A 17,806-nucleotide genomic window follows, 5' to 3' on the forward strand; every position below is an offset into this window, starting at 1 on the left:
CTAAATCAAATTACCATGAAAAAGCTCCTGTTCAACTCAAAAGGCAAAGTGCGAATCATTTGGCGTTTGCTGAGTTTTATAATTATAGTGGGTTTATTGAGTTCTCCTTTTCAAATGGGTCTTCGTAAAATTTTAGACGAAGGGCTATTGCGTACCAACCTCAGTCGGATAGTTTCATTTTTGGCTATAGTGGGAAGTTTGTATGTTCAAGTCAAATATATCGATCGATCCTCGTTTGGCAAATATGGGCTGAAATTAAAAAGCCCTTGGATGAAAGAGTTTTTCATAGGTTGTGGAATTGCTTCTTTTCAGATTTCCTTGTTTTTCATTACCATGTATTTGGCTGGATTTCTGGATGTTGTTGGGTATTTTGTGACAAGTGCTCCAGATCACAGTTTTGCAGCGGGGTTTGTTACAGAACTAGTGACGAATATGTCAGCCAGTATCACAGAAGAAATCATCTTTCGAGTCTTTCTGTTTTATATTATTTTCGAATCACTTTCTCTTGTGATGAAGAACCGAACAACGAGTGCGATTGTTACTTGCATTTTTACCTCGCAGCTCTTCGGATTTGCCCATTATGGCAATGACGGAGCCACACTTTATTCTTCCATCAATTTGGGATTCGACGCCTTGACGATCTGCATGCCTTTTCTATTATCAGGTAGATTGGGGATGTCGATTGGGCTACATTTTTCATGGAATGTTACGCAAGCCGCCATCTTTGGCTTTGCCAATAGTGGCCATATTCCCAAGGCATCCATCATTAGTTCAAGTATGCCAGATAATATGTGGACCGGAGGTGCTTTTGGTCCAGAAGGAAGTGTGCTCCTCATGGCCATGGATGTGGTGGCTGTTTTATTGATTTTGGTTTGGAAGTACAAAAGCAAGATTCAGCATTGGGTGCATCCCTCTATTGCTAATCATGATGCTTAATTCCATTGAAAACTAGAAATAAAGGATTAGACATTTTGCGAGCCGTGGCTATCATTTTGGTGCTCTTTCGGCATAGTAATTCTGACAACTTTGTTCAACACTTTGGGTGGTTGGGAGTGGATTTGTTTTTTGTACTGAGTGGGTTTTTGATTTCCAATCTGTTGTTTGAAGAATACAAAGCCACCAAAAGGATTGACATCAAAAGATTCTTTGCTAAAAGAGCGTTCAAAATCTTTCCACCGTTCTATTTCTTTTTGCTCACCACGCTAACAGTGAGCTATCTGGTCAGTGGCGAATCCTATTCTTGGAATCAAATTGCAGCAGAATTTTTTTACGTGCAAAACTATTGGTCTGGCATTTGGCTGCATACCTGGTCATTGGCTGTGGAGGAGCATTTTTACTTACTTTTTGGCTTGTTGGTTGTGATTCTGACAAAAAGGAACATGCTGTCGAATCAAGGATTTATGATTGGCGTTTTGACTTTCATTTTAATTCTGAGTTTAGTTATGAGAGTTTATGTTTCATATCCCCACCGAAACGATGAATTTTTTGGTTTCTTCCAAACCCACCTCAGATCAGATGGAATTGTGTTGGGTGTGTTGCTGTCTTACTTATATCATTTCACGAATTCATTAACATTTCTTAGACGGCACAAAAGAGCAGTTCTGATCTTGAGTGGTGTATTTATTGCTCCAGGTTTTATTTTCCACAGTGGCGGATTCTTTATGAATACACTTGGGTTGACAACAGTCAATATAGGTTTTACCTTATTGGTTTTATTAGCCTTAGATTTTGAGGAATTGTATGAGAGGAGTAAAAGTAGAGCCGTTGTACTAGTGGTGTCATGGCTAAGTTTCGTAGGTATGAATTCCTATTCCATATACATCTGGCACCTTACCATCAAAGACGTTTTCTATTCCAGTTTCAGCTTCGACCCATATCTGATGACATTTTCTTGTTTTCTCTTGTCAATACTTCTGGGAATAGCTATGTCTTATTTGATTGAAAAGCCTACGCTAAGGCTTCGGAATAGGATTTTTGTTTAAATCATTATAACTTGAAAACTCAAGGTGGGATCAGCAGTCCGCCTTATGCAGCACTTCTGAGGGAATTAATGTCACACAAGTTTTGAATGGTTTTAAATGGGGCTATCAAATAAAGAGCTAGAGAGTATCATAAAGCCTCTCAAAGATCAACGCTTTAGGAATATTAAAAAAGACTCAAAAGACATACTTGATAGAGTATCTAGGTTGAGGAAGAATCTCTTCATTTCAGGTGGTGCAATCTTTATTATTGTTATGGCAGGAATAAAAATTGATCGAATCAATCTACTTTTTGCTCAAGGAACTATTGATTATCCGTTTGTTATTCCATTATCGTTAGGAGTGGTCTTTATATACTATTTCTTAATGTATTCTTTAAATATTAATAGTATTAAAAAAACTCTGAATTTGAATTCGATTAAAGAATCATATACATATAATGTAGCTCAGGAAGTTCTTAAATTAAAGGTTAATAGATATTTTAGTTCAAGTAAATTTGAAAATTTTGATGATAAAACAAAGCCAAGAGTAGGTTCAACTCAATTACTTTCATTTAATAGAATTGATAATGTTGTTATATCCTTTAATCTTCTGTCTGGTTCGCAATCATATGAGTCTTTTTATGACGAACCCGATTTTTATAAAAGAGGAAAAGATAATGTTTTAAAGTTTTCTTATACGCTTAGTGAAAATGACTCTAGAATATTCATCAAGGGTTTTCCCTTCTTAAAGAAAATGAGTTGGATTATGCGAATGGATTATTTAATTCCATTATGGTTTGGTTGGTTTGTAATTTTTGGTGTTTTTATAAAATACCTAAACCAAATTTTTGATTTTTTTGCTTGTGCTCTTTCATGAAATCCACCAAACCCACTATCATCTTCTTAGTCACGCTATTCGTTGGCTGGTTCTTTATCGGGATAGGTTATGGGGATGTTGTAGCTGCCCCACTCAATTCGATCTTTTATATGGGAGGCGTCGTATTGTTTTTTGTAGGGCTGCTTGGTACTGTTTATTTGGTGTTTCGGTAAGAGCTTCTCCGTATCTCCGTCATCACCCGACTTGTTCGGGTGATCTGCTTGAGGTAAGCACTGTTCTTTTCTATCATCTTGCTAGACGAGAGGGATTGCCTGAACTTACGTTACGCCGGACAATGACGTGTTTTTAATTGTTCTCTTAACACACCCCCTCTATCTCATAAAATTGCGATAATACAGCCCTCCAATACTTAATAAAAGGTTAGTGGTCTGACAATCAGTAGTTAATAATCACACGCTTTTTTTGTAAAAAGCAGATTATGATTACGACACAACTAAAACCAAGCCTACCTCTGTCTGGCCCCAAGCTGTCTTTCAATTTTAAAAGACCGAAGATAAGAGTTTTTAACGCGATGCAGCAATTCGTAGAAGTGCTGACCCTAAACCTACTACTAAACTTAATTAGGCCCTTACACTCTCCGTTCAGAACCAAATGAGCCGCAAGCCTAGAAAACGAAAAGTAGATATTCTGGTCTTATCAGACATCCACTTAGGCACCTACGGCTGTCGTGCCAAGGAGCTTCTCAACTACCTGCGTAGCGTCTCTCCCAAGCAGGTTATCCTCAATGGAGACATTATCGACATCTGGCAATTCAGCAAACGCTATTGGCCCAAGAGCCATATGAAAGTGGTGAGCCACTTATTCAAATGGATGTCGAAAGGCGTAAAGATGAATTACATCACGGGCAATCACGACGAAATGCTTCGCAAGTTCGAAGGATTCAAGGTAGGTTCCTTTCGATTGCAAAACAAGTTGGTGCTGGAGCTTGAAGGTGAAAAAGTCTGGGTATTTCATGGCGATGTATTCGACGTCACGATGCAACACTCTCGCTGGCTGACGAAGCTGGGTGCGATTGGGTATGATACTTTGATTCTGATCAATCAGGTGGTGAACAACATCAGCGAATTTTTCGGCAAGGGTAGAATCTCCTTATCAAAAAAAGTAAAAAATAGTGTGAAAGGCGCAGTGAAGTTCATCAACAAGTTTGAAGAAACGGCTACTACAATAGCAGCTGAAAACGGCTACAAATACGTGATGTGTGGGCACATCCATCATCCGGAAATCAAAGACTATGAAACCGAGCATGGCAACGTGACTTATTTGAATTCGGGTGATTGGATAGAAAACCTATCATCCCTAGAATACAATAAAGGAGCTTGGTCTTTGTACAAATACACGGATGAGGAATTTGCGAAAAGCGAAACAGAATCTGAGGAACAACACGAAGCGGACTATCACTCAGACTTTTCGCCAAAAGAACTCTATGGGAAGATGCTTCAAGAGATGCTCATCGTAGCTCCAAAAATCTAAACGATTAATAAAATGAAGATTCTATACGCGATACAAGGAACAGGCAATGGCCACTTGAGCCGTGCTAAGGATGTGATTCCGGCCCTGATGAAACGGGCACATGTGGACCTATTGATTAGCGGAGTCCAGGCGGATATAGATTTGCCTTTTCCAGTAAAATATGCTTACAAAGGTTTGAGTTTCATCTTTGGCAAAGGAGGAGGAGTAGATATGCTGGCTACCTATAAAACCAATCGGGTGAGACGTGTTTGGAATGAAATCAAAAGTTGTCCAGTCAAAGACTACGATTTAGTGATCAATGACTTTGAGCCCATTTCAGCCTGGGCGTGTAGATTGAAAGGCGTCAAGTGCATTGGCTTGAGTCACCAAAGTGCATTACGTTCTAAAAAAGTGCCTGTGCCCTCGCATAGTGATCCGATGGGTTGGGCAGTGCTGAAGTCCTACGCCCCTTGTGATAGCTATTACAGCTTTCATTTCAAGAAATATGATGATCAGATTTTTACTCCGATTATTCGTTCAGAGATACGCGAGCAAGAGATGTCAGACGAAGGGCATTACACTGTTTATCTACCTGCTTATGGGGACAAGAAATTGATAAAAGTGCTGTCAGAAGTAAAAAGAGCAGAGTGGCAGGTATTCTCTAAACATACCAAGGAAGCCTATGAAGTGGGTAACGTGAAAATAGAACCGATCAACGCAGAGAAATTTGGCAAAAGCATGGCTTCAGCGACTGGTGTGTTGTGCGGTGCTGGATTTGAGACCCCGGCCGAGGCACTTTACCTGAACAAAAAACTATTAGTGATCCCAATGAAACGGCAATACGAGCAACACTTTAACGCAGAAGGCTTGAAAGATCTTGGTGTACCTGTTATTAAAAAGCTGAATAAAAAGAATGTGAAAAACATTAGAAAATGGGTGAAATCAGATCAACATGTGCCTGTTCATTTTCCAGATGAAACGCAGTTTATTGTAGATAAGGTGCTAGAGGAGCATATTCAGTCCCAACTGAAGCCTGCAGTCACTAAACCAAGCTTCTTCTCTTTTTTGAAATTGAAATTATCATAATAAGTGGGATATTCTAAGTTTGATTTTGGCGAAGACTTTCAATGGGGAGTCTCTACCGCCGCGTACCAAATCGAAGGGGCGCATAATATTCATGGCAAGGGCATGTCCATTTGGGACAAATTCGTACAAAACAGTTCGAAAATCAAAGATGGATCGCATGCCGATGTCAGCTGTAATTTCTATGAACATTTCGAAAAAGACCTTGATCTTATTCAGAAATTACACATTCCGAATTATCGATTTTCAATCGCTTGGTCGCGCATATTGCCTAATGGTATAGGGGAGGTTAATCAGGAAGGTATCGACTTTTACAATCGATTGATCGATGGTTGTTTGGAAAGAAATATTACCCCTTGGGTCACTTTGTATCATTGGGATTTGCCACAGGCCTTGGAGGATCAGGGTGGCTGGACCAATCGTGAAATTCTCAATTGGTTCGAAGAATTTGCTACCCTTTGTGCCAGAAGTTTTGGAGATCGGGTCAGCAATTGGATGGTTCTCAACGAACCGATGGTCTTTACCGGAGCGGGTTACTTTTTGGGTTATCATGCTCCAGGTAGAAAGGGAATGAGCAATTTTCTATCCGCCATGCACCACGCTACACTTTGTCAAAGTTTGGGTGCTCGCATACTTAGAAATGAATTGGAAGATGCTAAGATCGGCACAACTTTTTCTTGTTCACATGTAGATCCATTTTCTGACGACGACAAAGATATTGCTGCGGCCACTCGGTTCGATGCGCTGCTGAATAGACTTTTTATTGAACCTGCCTTGGGGTTAGGTTATCCGCTAGACGATTTACCAATTGCCAAACGTGTGGAGAAATACATGATGCCACATGATGAAAGCCGGATGCACTTTGACTTTGATTTCATTGGTGTGCAGAACTATACCCGTGAGGTGGTAAAATCCAACTGGATGATTCCTTACATGAAAGGACAGATAGTAAATGCGGATGAACGAAAAGTACCCTTGACTACCATGAACTGGGAGGTTTATCCCAAGTCCATATACAATGTACTAAAGAAGTATGATGCCTACGACGGCGTGAAAGAATTGGTCATCACAGAAAACGGCGTAGCCTTTCCCGAAAGAGTGGTCGAAGGGCGAATCAAAGATTTGGATAGAATTCAGTTTATCCAACAATATCTCAATCAGGTATTGAAAGCCCAACGCGAAGGGGTCAATGTGACGGGTTATTTTTTATGGACACTTCTCGACAACTTCGAATGGGCAGAGGGCTATACACAGCGTTTCGGCCTTATTCATACTGATTTTGAAACACAAGAACGTATCATTAAAGATTCCGGTCACTGGTACAAACGTTTCTTGCAGTCGGCCAAGGTGCGTAATTTGGTGGTTTGAAATCCTTACGTCGTCATCACCCGGCGATTGTCCGGGTGATCTGTAATAGGTAAGAGCTGCACACTTCGTGCATACTGCCATCCGCCCAGAATGCTGGGATAAATCGGTAGTTTGAAGAAGTGGTAATTACGCAATGTTAATTTAATTTTAATTTCATTGAATCAGTTGGCAAGTTAGTATTTATCACACCTGAAGGGAGTCATGAATCACTGAGAGAGTAGAGTCAAAAATCTGTTATATTCGCTATTTTTATTCCTATTTTGAATTGGGTATTACTACAAACAAACATTCTCATTCTATGAAACGATTCATATGTGTTATTTCAGCACTTTTCATTTTAAGTATTGCTCACCAGTCCTTTGGCCAGCTAGAGAAAGGAACTTTTTTAGTAGGTGGTTCTATGGATTTTGGCAAGGTTGATGGCGAATATTCCAAATCTAACTCGTACTTAGCTCAATCAGGAATTTCATCCAAAATTTTTAATTTCAATATAAGCCCAGATGTTTCTTATTTAGTAATTGATCGGTTGTCAATTGGAATTATGTTACCGACTAGCTATAGAATTGAGGAATTTGATGGTGATAAAACAAAGAGATTTAAGTTCTCCATTGAACCTAGGATTAGGTATTATATTCCATTTGGAAATTGGGCACTATTTCCGGAATTGTCGTATGCCATTGGTAAAGAATATTCCAGAGCAGATTTCTATTCACCACTTACAGGGGATTTTATTGAAGATAAGAAATTGGTTGCAAACAGTAATAAATTTAGCTTTGGAGTGGGGCTGTCTTATTTTATTACAAAAAATGTTGGGTTAGAAGGCACTGTTTATATAGATAAAAGTGAAAACAAATATGATGAAGATGACGGTAGGCTAGATGGAGATATTACTAGCGCTGGATTCAGAGTAGGTTTACAAATCTATTTGGCTAACAAAGAATAGGCGTATGCTACAAACTTGCCTAAGAAATTGATAGTCCAGATTAACCAGCCAATGATGGATTGTAATTCCATAAGTCAGTGTTTAAACCCTGACCTATGGGAAATGTGTTATCCGACCTTCTTCAATTTCATCTCAAAAAATTGTTGCCAATTTTCTTTATCCATTGAGCGTTCACCGATTTCAGTCCAGGTGCCATCTTTGATAGTGAGTGAGTAACGAATGGTAGAAGGCCCCGCTTCAATCCACCAGACCATATTATTAGCATCTTTAATCTCAAATTTTGCCTGTGTGCTCATGCCTTTGGAAATGAACGAATTCATCTGATACTGCTTGGTAAAAGGATGGAATGAAATAATACCCAAAGCGTTATGAATGACTTGTTCAGTCCCGTCTTCTAGGGTAATCACACCTTTGCCTTCTGCCATGATTACGGTGCTATCTAGTTTGTATCGTAATTTTTCAGTTACTTGAGAAGCTTCTTTTCCTTGAGGTGTTAGGAGATAACCGGTGCCTTCCCAGTCGCCAACCATCACGTCAAGTGCGGAGATTTTTTGTTTAGCCAATTGTGAGAAATCGGGTTGTGCCATGGCCAAAATGGGCATAAGACAAAGAGCGGTTATTAAGATTCTAGTTTTCATGATTATGGTGTTTATGGTTATTCTATATAATTTTTTAATGCTTGGACATAAGTTTCAAAAGCCGTGATTCCAGCTTTGGTAACCTTACAAGTAGTCAATGGTTTTTTGCCCTTGAAACTTTTGATAACCTCGATGTAACCAGCAGTAGACAGTTTGTCTATCTGTACACTGAGATTACCAGCAGTGGCCCCAGTTTTTTCTTTGATAAATGTGAATTCTGCAGACTCCAAACTAATGAGTAAGCTCATAACCGCCAGTCGGAGCTGTGAATGCAATAAAGGATCGAGTGGACTGAATCCTTTCATTTTTCTGCTGATTTCAATAGGTAGCCAGGGATTAAGTATCCAGCCAATATGCCTATAGCTCCGACCAGGTATTGGTCAGTCATGGGGAGACTGAAACAAACGATGCCGGCGAGCCAAAGTGCAAAGGCGCCAAAGATGAGTGGCCTGAATTTCAACATCCGTCCTGATAAATAAGTGCCTGCACCAGCGAGCAGCAGAATGATGGCTGAATGGTTAAAGTTGATTTTGGACATAAAAAGCAAGGTAAGCACCATGCAAATACCTATGGCCACCCATACTTCACCATATAATCTAGAGAAGTGGGTTTTGACTTGGGATTTGTTTTTTTGACGTGAGCCATGCCATGCAGCCAGAATGGCCGCAGGAAATGTGAGCAGCCAAAAGATGAATGGATATTCAAATGAAGTGAATTTATCCAGGAAGTAGTGACCCAAGTTGGCTACCATGACCACCCATCCCCACAACAAGAAGTAAAAGCTTCCGCTTTGTTCATAGTTGTTTTTTGCTTCGGAAATCATCTCATTGATGATTTTAAGGCTTTCTGTATGTGATAGTTCTTCTTTCATGATGTAATTATAAACTAGTTTATATTATAAACCAAATACGAATGTTGAATTCAAAAGGTTGTGTTTGGTGTTAACTCTATCATTTGATTAGTTTAGAGCTTCATAAAAAATGAATGATGAGAAATCTTTTTGCGCTCGCACTATTTGTATGCATTGGCTGCCAGCCCATTCAAAAAGAAGACTTAGTTGGTCTTTGGGAATTGAAATCTGCGCTCCGTGATAAAATGGTTATGTCAGATGATGCCACTTATTTGCAAATTCATTCGAATGGGTCTTACTCTATATCGCGTACGACTGGCGATATGAGTGGGGTATATCAACTGGGCAAAACTAAAATTCATTTTCAAGGGGCGGACCCCAAAGGCTGGTTCAATTCGCCTTGGAAAGCGCAAAGGATAAAAGACCACTTGCTACTGGCCGGTAGGGATGAGATCAATAGAAGGCTAGAATTGAAATTTGTTTTGGTGGATCAAATCCCTGCGTTTGGAGAGTTTGAAAAACAGGTAGTTGGGAAGTGGGAGATGTTTCTGATGATGAAAGATGGCATCCCTGAAAAAATGCCAGAAACATTCATGACTATCGACGATTCAGGAAACTACATGATATCTGATACGACCGGAGTTCAGGATCAAGGCCGTTCGGTCATCAATACCCGTCACCACAAAGTCATTTTCGAAAGAGACGATACGCATTGGGATGTTTGGTTTTGGGGAAAGGAGTTGCGCCTCCAAAACAAAGAAATGGGTATTCAATATCACTTGAAAAAGGTAGGCTAAAACATCTCCTCACTCATTTTAATGGTCACTTCCGAATCACTACTAATCGTTTTTTGCAAGCCTTTGCACCTCGACATTTCATACTTGTAGAAATAATCCATCGTATGGAGTTTGCCCGCTTTGAATGTAGCATCTGAACTTGCTGAAGCTGCAATTCCTATTTTTAACCATTGCCAACCAATAACCACAGTACTGAACAGATCCATAAATACAGTGGCATCTGCCAGATACTTTTCATGATTGCCTTTCATGGCAAATGGCATTAAATGACCTAAACTAGACTGAATGAGTTTGGTACATTCACCTAGCACCGAAGCATGGCCTTTCAATTCCTCATTTTCAATCGCGGTTGTGATTGTACTTTCTATTTCTTTCGCCAGTAGTTGCAATGCTTCTCCATTGTTCATGGTGACTTTTCTACCCAACAGATCTAGGGATTGAATGCCCGTAGTGCCTTCGTAAATTGAAATAATTCGAATATCTCGAAGATATTGCTGCAAGATGAAATCCATCATGTACCCATAGCCTCCCAGGATTTGTAAGCCAGTGTCCACAGCATCTTTGCCTGCCTCAGAAGGATACGTTTTGGCTACAGGATTGAGAATTTCAGTGAGTTGATGATACTTATTCTTTTCGTCGCCAGTGGTGGTCGCATGCTTGTCTAGATAATAAGAGCATTGAAGTACCAAACTCAAACTGCCTTCTACAATTGCCTTTTGATGCAGCAACATTCGTTTGACATCTGGATGATTGATGATGAGCGTTTGTTCGACAGATGGATCTTTCTTGCCAGAGCTTTGAAGCTTGCGCCCCTGTGGGCGTTCTTTTGCATATTGAAGAGAAGCATAGTATGCCGCTGAGGCAATGCCAGTCCCCATACGGCCAGTAGCGACGCGGGCTTCGTTCATCATTTGAAACATATAACTCAGCCCTTGGTGAGCCTCGCCAATGAGGTAGCCAATACTCTCACCACTATCTCCAAATGCCAGATGATTGGTGCAATAGCCTCTTTGTCCCAGTTTTACAAATTCTCCGACCACATCTACGTTGTTGTAGTCTCCTTTTGATCCATCCGCATTCACAAGATATTGTGGAACCACAAAAAGAGAGATGCCTTTGGTGCCTGCCGGTGCGCCATCGATTCTGGCTAGAACCAAATGAATGAAATTATCCGAAAACTGATGATCACTGGCCGAGATGAATATTTTTTGACCTTTGATCGAGTAAGTGCCATCATCCATAGGTTTGGCAGACGCTGTAATATCAGATAGGGAGCTTCCGGCTTGCGGTTCGGTCAAGCACATCGTACCTCCCCATTCCATCGTGAGCATCTGAGGTACATATTTCTTTTTCAATTCTTCCGATCCGAAGGTAAGAATCACATTGGCTGCGCCAGCAGTAAGACCCAGATAACCCGTCACATGATTGTTGGCGGCTTCCATGATGAAATACAGGGCATTGACCACCAGCATCGGCATTTGCAAACCCTGATCTTCTTCATTCATCGCTGCTCCGACCAAACCCATCTCACCCGCTTTTTTTAGGATAGGGCCAAATTGTTCATGTACCGTCACTTTGCCATCTTTAAATACACAGGGCTTTTCATCCATTTCCTGAATAAAGGGAAACAATGCTGTATCACTGAAATCTTTCACCGCGTCCAGAAGTAAATCAATAGAAGCTTGGTCATAAGCTGCATAACGGTCTGATTTCAACAAGTCATTTAATTGATGCACTTCAGTCAACAGAAAGGTGAGGGTTTGCGGATCGTAGTATTTCATTTTTAAGTGGTTAAGTCCTTAAATTAATATTGAATGTCTACAATTCCTTTGAATGGTTAGATTTTTGTTAGTCGAATGGACTGGAATGGATGATTAAGTTAACAGCCAGTGAATGCTCAATTAGACAAGTGCATTCCTTTATATTTACCCCTTTTTAAAAAATTGAATGAATAGAGTAGTATCCAGGATTCGAGATAGTTCTTCGGGACAATTCTTCATCAAGAACAAGAAGTACGCACCCATTGCCTTCTTTATTGGCGGCTTTATTTTCGATACCTTGACGCTGGGGCGCATAGATCGAACGTACGACTTGACCATGTTGTGTTTACACATGATCTCGCTCACTTTCATGATTTATGCTTTTAATCTAGCTGGTGACAAAAGGTGGAAGCATACAATTTTGGAGCGTTTTGAATCCTATTTCCCTTTGGCTATTCAATTCTTCTTTGGCGCTTTGTCTAGTGCTTATGTGATATACTTTTCTCGAAGTGTGTCGTTGACTAAAACAGTATCATTTTTTAGTATTCTGGTGTTGCTGCTGGTAGCTAATGAATTGCTGAAAAGGAAGTTGTCGAATAAATACCTTCAGTTTAGTGTCTACAGTTTTATCAGCTTCACTTTTTTCACATTTATGATTCCCGTGTTTATCAAACAGATGAACACCTTTGTCTTTGTGTGCTCGGGATTGCTCAGTTTGTGCTGTACGTTGGCGTTGGTAGTAAAAGTATATCGTAGAAGCGCCCGTACCAGAAAGGAGGTGCACCTTGGAAAGCTGCTCAGCTTGGTTGTTGGCATCTATTCATTGATCTATGTTTTTTATTTCTATAGACTCATTCCTCCTGTGCCTTTAGCACTCAAAAGCGGCTTGGTTGGGCATCAAGTGAAATACGAAGACGGCAAATATTCGGTTTTGTATGAAAAAGACGAGTGGTATGTCTTCTGGCGGGTACATCGTCTGAAACTTCTCTGGCGCCCCAATGAGAAAGTTTATGTGTTCACATCAATATTCGCCCCGACAGATTTGGAAAAGGCCGTATACCATCGTTGGAAGTGGTACAATGCCAAAACGGAAAATTGGGAGAATGTAGAAGATATTGGGATCAATGTGCGAGGAGGCAGAACTGACGGCTATCGTGGCTATACCTACAAGCACTGGGTGAAACCTGGCCAGTGGAAAGTGGAGGTAATTACTGAAGAAGGTTTGGTGCTCGGAATGGTTGATTTCGAAATCGTGAAAACGCGAGAAGGTGTGCCTAGAAAAACTGAAGTGAAGGTTTTTTAGTTTGTCTTGGGATCTACACTAAAAAATGCGAAATGATGCTGTCGTAATTCAAGGCCATATAAAGTAGAATGGCTAGATTGGCATAGATCACAACTGGAATTACCCAAATCAACACAATCAAAATTGAACCTTCATTGAGATAGATCATACCCAAGCTCAGCAGGAGTCCGAGGTATAAGTCCAAACCAATTTGTCTCGCCCAGTGCAGTGGATATAGTTTTCTGAGCGTAGAGAAGAAATTCTCTTGAGTACTGCAGTAAAGTGAATAGGCGAGAAAACTGAGATAGATTCCCCAGATCAAGTATTTACCCAGAGCATAGGGGCTTTCGCTTATGAAAGGATGTTCACGCTCATGATTGAGAATGACCAACAGGACAAACACTCCGTAGATCAGCCATAGTAGGTTACGTTTTAAGAATCTCGACATCAGATACTGGTTTAGCTATCTTAAAAATAGCTATTCTAATTATTAGATATGGTAGCGAAAAATGAGAATGCAGCGTTCTGCTTTGAATTTTGTTTTCGATCAAGAGCTTAAGATTGCCGCGTTGTGCATTTGATTGTCATCAAATTGCCCGCCTCGCAATGACGTACAGAAGTTTGAGAATCCCCGTCATTGCGAGAAGAGTTATTCATTGGCAAATGAATGAAGCGACGCGGCAATCCCTCTCGGCCTTCTTACGCCGCTTGTCTTTGATCTCACCTAAAAAATTCTTATTCTTGAGTAGTAGCCATTCTGAGAAAATTTAATTACTCAATTTTAACTGTTGATGCAGTGCGGATAAAGTGCATTGCGTTTATACAAATGTTCCCAAAACCTACCCTTTCAAAACCCCTTCTTCCAGCAACTTCTTGATCACAATCTCGGTCATTTCGCTTTTGAATTTGAACTCATCGCGGATGTCGAGGACGTAGGCTTTGATCTTCATTTTGATGATAGACTGGCGCTCCTTGTATTCGTTGGAAAAGACGACCACGATGGGCTTATTGAGGAAGATGTATTTGGAGACTTGGGCGGCTTGCGTGGCGAGGGCACGCACATGTACGGTGTCCGCATTTATGGGTAGATAGATTTCTGCCACCACTTGACAGTTGGCCTCTCCTGCATTGGCATTGGAGACGGAGGTGTTCATGATCTCCGCATTCGGAATGGTGACCAGGTTGTCGTCTGGAGTCACGATCCGAGTTGAGCGCAAGCCTATTTCTACCACTTCACCATACGTGTCACCTACTTGTATTTTGTCACCCGCATTGAATGGTCGATCGAATAAAATCACAATACCTCCGAAGATATTTTTGAGGATGTCCTGCGACGCAAAACCTACAGCCACACCGATCGAAGCAGAGAAAGCGAGCACCGTGGCTGCTGGCGGCTGATAAATGCCCACGATAATCAGGAAGATCACCACCACCCAGCCCATGATCTTGACGACTGGAATGATACTTTTGATGGTGATTCGATACTTTGTACTGCGTTCCGCAAAGATTTCCAGAATTCTAGAAGTGAACTTGATCAAAAAATAACCAACAAGAACAAACACCAAACTCCAGAACAGATTAGGGAAGGAGATCAATTCGCTCACGGGCGGAGGTGTGTTGAGTTTCACCTTTTTCTTGCCAGCGATTTGTTGGGCATTTTGAGCCGAATCCAACGTGTGAACGGAATCCACCTTGGCCACAACGATCGAATCTAACTTGGCCAGATTCAGACTGTCTGAAGCCTGACCAAAAGAAACGAAACTGGCTGTCAACCAAAGGAATATGAAAACTAATTTTTTCATTAGTGGATTAAATTTCTTGATTTCAACAAACTGATCGTATTTCTATACACGATCGGATTGACCATGTAATTCTCATCGGTTTTCACCAAAATACCATCTTCCAAAAGCGCCAACAACGTCAGCTCGCAATTCTTCACGGTCACATTTAGTATCTGAGCTAGCTGCTCAATAGTAAGACCGTCGTGTAAAACCAGTGCATGTAGCGCATAGATTTTGTCCATGGCTAAGACAGTCAAAAAGTTCAGGTTTGGTTTTTTGAATGTCCCCACAGTGATCGTGCTATCATCAACCTCTTTGGTAGACAATAGCCAGTAGATCAGCGCCAGACTGATGTTACTTTGTGCAAAGCTGTTGAGCTCTGAAAAGAACTTTTTCTTCAGCCATTGCTGTTGTTCGGCCTCATTCAGTTTCTTAAACTTCTTGTCATCTGCAGAGCTGGCATCAGTTTCAAACTGAATTTTAAATCCACTGATTCGATTCCGTTTCCAGATGATATTGATGATCTGCTCACTCGAAAGCGTTTTCAGTTCAATTACATAACTGAAATATTCATTGATATTGATGGTCTTTTGCAAGTATGACCACGTGTATACGGTGGTACTCGTCACCCAAAATACATTTTTATAAGTTTTATTCACCAACTGAAACAGCAACTGCATGGCTTCAAAACCATGTACTTTTCGCTGGAATAAGTTTTGAATATCTTCTAAGATCACTACTCTTTTGGAAGAAGAGTTGAGATAGTTAATCACATCATCCAGACTTTCAAATGAGTCTTCTTTGAAAGCGGATCGCATCAGTTGCATGAAGTGGTCTTCATTGCACCCGTTGTCTACCATCTTCATTCGTGTAATGGTAAATGGGAATTGACCTTGATGCAAGCTGTAGGTGAGGAAAGAGGTCAGTCCACTCCATTTTTCTCCTAAAACCACTGTAGCCGCATAGTGCCCTTTTTGCCAGCTATCAAATGCTTTTTTTAGCGTGTTCAGTTCGTCTTTTCGTCCTTCGAAGAGCTCCAAATCTTCCAGAGGTTCGATTTGGTACAAGCGTTTGTAAATCAGCGGAAGTTTATCGATGGCTTGGCGAGATTCAAGAAGGAAATCAGATACCTGCTTCGAGATCTCTGGTTTTTTTGCAGTGAGTACAAAATTTTCACTCAACCTGCTGAGTCCATGGCGAAGATCATTGTAACCAGCAAGAGCAAATAATACGATTCGCTTCTTTCTGGTTGTCATTTTTTCTTCCAGTTTTTGGCGCACCTCTTTGGCCTGTTGTGTGGCTTTGGCTTTGGTGATGCGTAAGCGTAGCTGACTGACGTTTTCATTGAACGTCAGCTCCATTACCCCATCGCAGAAAGTATTGATCGCCGTCTCCAACTCATTGCCATTGATTACCATGGCTTCATTGAGCTGATTGCGCTCTTCGATCAGTCTGGTAGCCGCTCGCTTGAGTCCTTCTTCTGCTATGGAGATCGCCTCTTGTGGGTCGCGTTGCTGATCCATAGATGCAATCCCTGACGACAAGCTGAACGTAATGATATGGTCAAGGTCTTTTACATTCTCTACCATCTTTTCAAGGGAAGAGAACGAGCTTTGCTTGATCAATTCTACTTGCTTTTTGAAAGCGGGTAAAGTTTCAAAAGCGATCAACTCATGGGGAGAAATGACATTGAGCTCAGTTGATTTGATGGGAGCACCATAGCTGCCACTTTTTACTATTACCCGTTCATCTGATAGTTCTGCTACCTGATTGGCAATCTTTACTTCCATTCTGTTGATCAGATTGATAATGGTCTGATTCGAAAGTTTGTCACAAAGTCTGGGTACAACTTCTTTGTCTAATTTCTTTACCGCCTGATAGTTGAGTCGTTTGAGTTCTTTGGCAATAGACTCATGTTCTTTGCTTAAAGAACCGATACTTTCATCAATGAATGATTTGATCTCATCCATTTCGGGGCCTATGTAATCGTCAATTTTCTTGAACTGGGCGGATTGAAACTCATGTAAACTAGCCAGTGTCTTATGCTTGAGCAAATGGATGTTGAGGTCCATTCGCCATTCTTCGAACAGGGCATAGTTGGTATTTCGCCATTCCAGATCGTTAAGACTCCAATGACTTTTGGCAGATTCAATTTTTTTGGTGGTAATTTCTTGACTCAATCTTGCCTCGGGTAATTCGAATGTACCTGCTTTCTCGTATTCTAATTCGAATTTTTCGGCATTCGGTCTGGTGATCCCTTTTATTTTCTTTTTAAGAGATTGGATCAATTCACTTTTGAAATTGAGAATATCTTCTGAAGTATGCTTAGGTGCATCTGAGGCTCCTTGATTCAGTTTCTCTTCCCATTCTTTGAGGTCATAATACTGTTTGGCCAGCTCGCTATAGTATAAACCTGAAATCTCCTGAAGGTCGAGGATTAATTGAGCGAAGAAGTGCTTTTTAGCTAAGTTTCTTAAGGGAATTTCGTGTTTCCAATAGGGCTTTTCTTCTTTCTCCTTTCTAAAAAGATTGGCCAAGTCATTGGGTAGAGAAGTTAGGAAGTAGCCTAGTCTCTTGACTATTTTAAATATTTTGACCCACGTCTGGTCGTGATCCACTACGAAAAACCGCTCACGACTTTGCGCTATGGTTCGATAAATCGGCACCTCTTCCAAAATACCTTGTAAGTCATGCAAGAAAGACTCATGCAGGACGGCGAGGTCATTGGATTCGGGTTTTGGCCATAGCGGTTCTATACGATCCAGTAACTCAGACTTGAATTTAGCCAATTGAGCATCAGAAGATCTTTTTTTAAGGGAAAGCGCATAGTAAGAGTTGACTTGCTCCACGATTAGAAGCATGTCGTCAATTTCCGATTCTAAGAGCTCAGTGATTCTTGTCTGAAAGTGTTTTTTCAGACATTTATCAATTTTACCAACTAGTTCCTCTGCGATAGGGGTCATTACATTTGATTTATAAGTAAAGATTAGTCAATAA

17 protein-coding genes are annotated in these 17,806 nt (G+C 40.7%); 10 read left to right on the forward strand and 7 right to left on the reverse strand.

Annotated features, from left to right (window positions below; all coding sequences use genetic code 11):
• Positions 1 to 15 precede the first annotated feature (15 nt).
• The 8 genes from ABJH98_RS04070 to ABJH98_RS04105 all read left to right on the forward strand — a co-directional run bounded on the left by ABJH98_RS04070 (position 16) and on the right by ABJH98_RS04105 (position 7,701).
• Positions 16 to 936 carry a CPBP family intramembrane glutamic endopeptidase gene (locus ABJH98_RS04070; protein WP_348306353.1) on the forward strand — a complete coding sequence of 307 codons (921 nt, stop codon included), beginning with the start codon at positions 16 to 18 and terminating at the stop codon, positions 934 to 936.
• A gap of 5 nt (positions 937 to 941) precedes the next feature.
• Positions 942 to 1,982 (forward strand): acyltransferase, encoded by a 1,041-nt coding sequence (locus tag ABJH98_RS04075; protein WP_348306354.1) that lies wholly within the window; start codon positions 942 to 944, stop codon positions 1,980 to 1,982.
• 96 nt (positions 1,983 to 2,078) lie between these two features.
• A complete protein-coding gene (locus tag ABJH98_RS04080) occupies positions 2,079 to 2,837 on the forward strand; it encodes a hypothetical protein (protein WP_348306355.1) in 759 nt (252 codons plus the stop codon).
• Positions 2,834 to 3,010, forward strand: a complete 177-nt coding sequence (locus ABJH98_RS04085) for a hypothetical protein (protein WP_348306356.1) — start codon at positions 2,834 to 2,836, stop codon at positions 3,008 to 3,010. The genes ABJH98_RS04080 and ABJH98_RS04085 overlap by 4 nt, the downstream gene beginning before the upstream one ends.
• Positions 3,011 to 3,449: 439 nt before the next feature.
• Positions 3,450 to 4,328, forward strand: a complete 879-nt coding sequence (locus ABJH98_RS04090; protein WP_348306357.1) for a metallophosphoesterase family protein — start codon at positions 3,450 to 3,452, stop codon at positions 4,326 to 4,328.
• A 12-nt stretch (positions 4,329 to 4,340) separates the two neighbouring features.
• Positions 4,341 to 5,393 carry a glycosyltransferase family protein gene (locus ABJH98_RS04095; RefSeq protein ID WP_348306358.1) on the forward strand — a complete coding sequence of 351 codons (1,053 nt, stop codon included), beginning with the start codon at positions 4,341 to 4,343 and terminating at the stop codon, positions 5,391 to 5,393.
• Between the two features lie 3 nt (positions 5,394 to 5,396).
• Positions 5,397 to 6,758, forward strand: a complete 1,362-nt coding sequence (locus ABJH98_RS04100) for a GH1 family beta-glucosidase (protein WP_348306359.1) — start codon at positions 5,397 to 5,399, stop codon at positions 6,756 to 6,758.
• 298 nt (positions 6,759 to 7,056) lie between these two features.
• Complete coding sequence (locus tag ABJH98_RS04105; protein WP_348306360.1) at positions 7,057 to 7,701, forward strand: hypothetical protein; 645 nt, start codon at positions 7,057 to 7,059, stop codon at positions 7,699 to 7,701.
• Positions 7,702 to 7,808: 107 nt separating this feature from the next.
• Here the strand turns inward: ABJH98_RS04105 and ABJH98_RS04110 are convergent, their stop codons facing one another.
• Genes ABJH98_RS04110 through ABJH98_RS04120 form a run of 3 tightly spaced genes read right to left on the reverse strand, consistent with a single transcriptional unit; the run spans position 7,809 to position 9,210 of the window.
• Positions 7,809 to 8,339: a hypothetical protein gene (locus tag ABJH98_RS04110; protein WP_348306361.1), complete on the reverse strand. Its 531-nt coding sequence runs from the start codon at positions 8,337 to 8,339 to the stop codon at positions 7,809 to 7,811.
• A 17-nt stretch (positions 8,340 to 8,356) separates the two neighbouring features.
• Complete coding sequence (locus ABJH98_RS04115; protein WP_348306362.1) at positions 8,357 to 8,644, reverse strand: transcriptional regulator; 288 nt, start codon at positions 8,642 to 8,644, stop codon at positions 8,357 to 8,359.
• Positions 8,641 to 9,210 (reverse strand): hypothetical protein, encoded by a 570-nt coding sequence (locus tag ABJH98_RS04120; RefSeq protein ID WP_348306363.1) that lies wholly within the window; start codon positions 9,208 to 9,210, stop codon positions 8,641 to 8,643. The genes ABJH98_RS04115 and ABJH98_RS04120 overlap by 4 nt, the downstream gene beginning before the upstream one ends.
• A gap of 113 nt (positions 9,211 to 9,323) precedes the next feature.
• Here ABJH98_RS04120 and ABJH98_RS04125 point away from each other — a divergent pair, with 113 nt between their 5' ends.
• Positions 9,324 to 9,986: a hypothetical protein gene (locus ABJH98_RS04125; RefSeq protein ID WP_348306364.1), complete on the forward strand. Its 663-nt coding sequence runs from the start codon at positions 9,324 to 9,326 to the stop codon at positions 9,984 to 9,986.
• Here ABJH98_RS04125 and ABJH98_RS04130 read toward each other — a convergent pair.
• Positions 9,983 to 11,767 carry an acyl-CoA dehydrogenase gene (locus tag ABJH98_RS04130; protein WP_348306365.1) on the reverse strand — a complete coding sequence of 595 codons (1,785 nt, stop codon included), beginning with the start codon at positions 11,765 to 11,767 and terminating at the stop codon, positions 9,983 to 9,985. The two genes, ABJH98_RS04125 and ABJH98_RS04130, sit on opposite strands and share 4 nt — an antisense overlap.
• 166 nt (positions 11,768 to 11,933) lie before the next feature.
• Here ABJH98_RS04130 and ABJH98_RS04135 point away from each other — a divergent pair, with 166 nt between their 5' ends.
• On the forward strand, positions 11,934 to 13,049 hold the full coding sequence (locus ABJH98_RS04135; protein ID WP_348306366.1) for a DUF2914 domain-containing protein: 1,116 nt from the start codon (positions 11,934 to 11,936) through the stop codon (positions 13,047 to 13,049).
• A gap of 13 nt (positions 13,050 to 13,062) precedes the next feature.
• Here ABJH98_RS04135 and ABJH98_RS04140 read toward each other — a convergent pair whose 3' ends face one another.
• The 3 genes from ABJH98_RS04140 to ABJH98_RS04150 form a co-directional block, all read right to left on the reverse strand.
• On the reverse strand, positions 13,063 to 13,476 hold the full coding sequence (locus ABJH98_RS04140) for a hypothetical protein (RefSeq protein WP_348306367.1): 414 nt from the start codon (positions 13,474 to 13,476) through the stop codon (positions 13,063 to 13,065).
• A 391-nt stretch (positions 13,477 to 13,867) separates the two neighbouring features.
• Complete coding sequence (locus ABJH98_RS04145; RefSeq protein WP_348306368.1) at positions 13,868 to 14,830, reverse strand: mechanosensitive ion channel domain-containing protein; 963 nt, start codon at positions 14,828 to 14,830, stop codon at positions 13,868 to 13,870.
• Positions 14,830 to 17,772 carry a hypothetical protein gene (locus ABJH98_RS04150; RefSeq protein WP_348306369.1) on the reverse strand — a complete coding sequence of 981 codons (2,943 nt, stop codon included), beginning with the start codon at positions 17,770 to 17,772 and terminating at the stop codon, positions 14,830 to 14,832. The genes ABJH98_RS04145 and ABJH98_RS04150 overlap by 1 nt, the downstream gene beginning before the upstream one ends.
• Positions 17,773 to 17,806: the final 34 nt, after the last annotated feature.

The sequence above is a fragment of the Reichenbachiella sp. genome (genome assembly GCF_039969095.1).
GTDB lineage: Bacteria > Bacteroidota > Bacteroidia > Cytophagales > Cyclobacteriaceae > Reichenbachiella.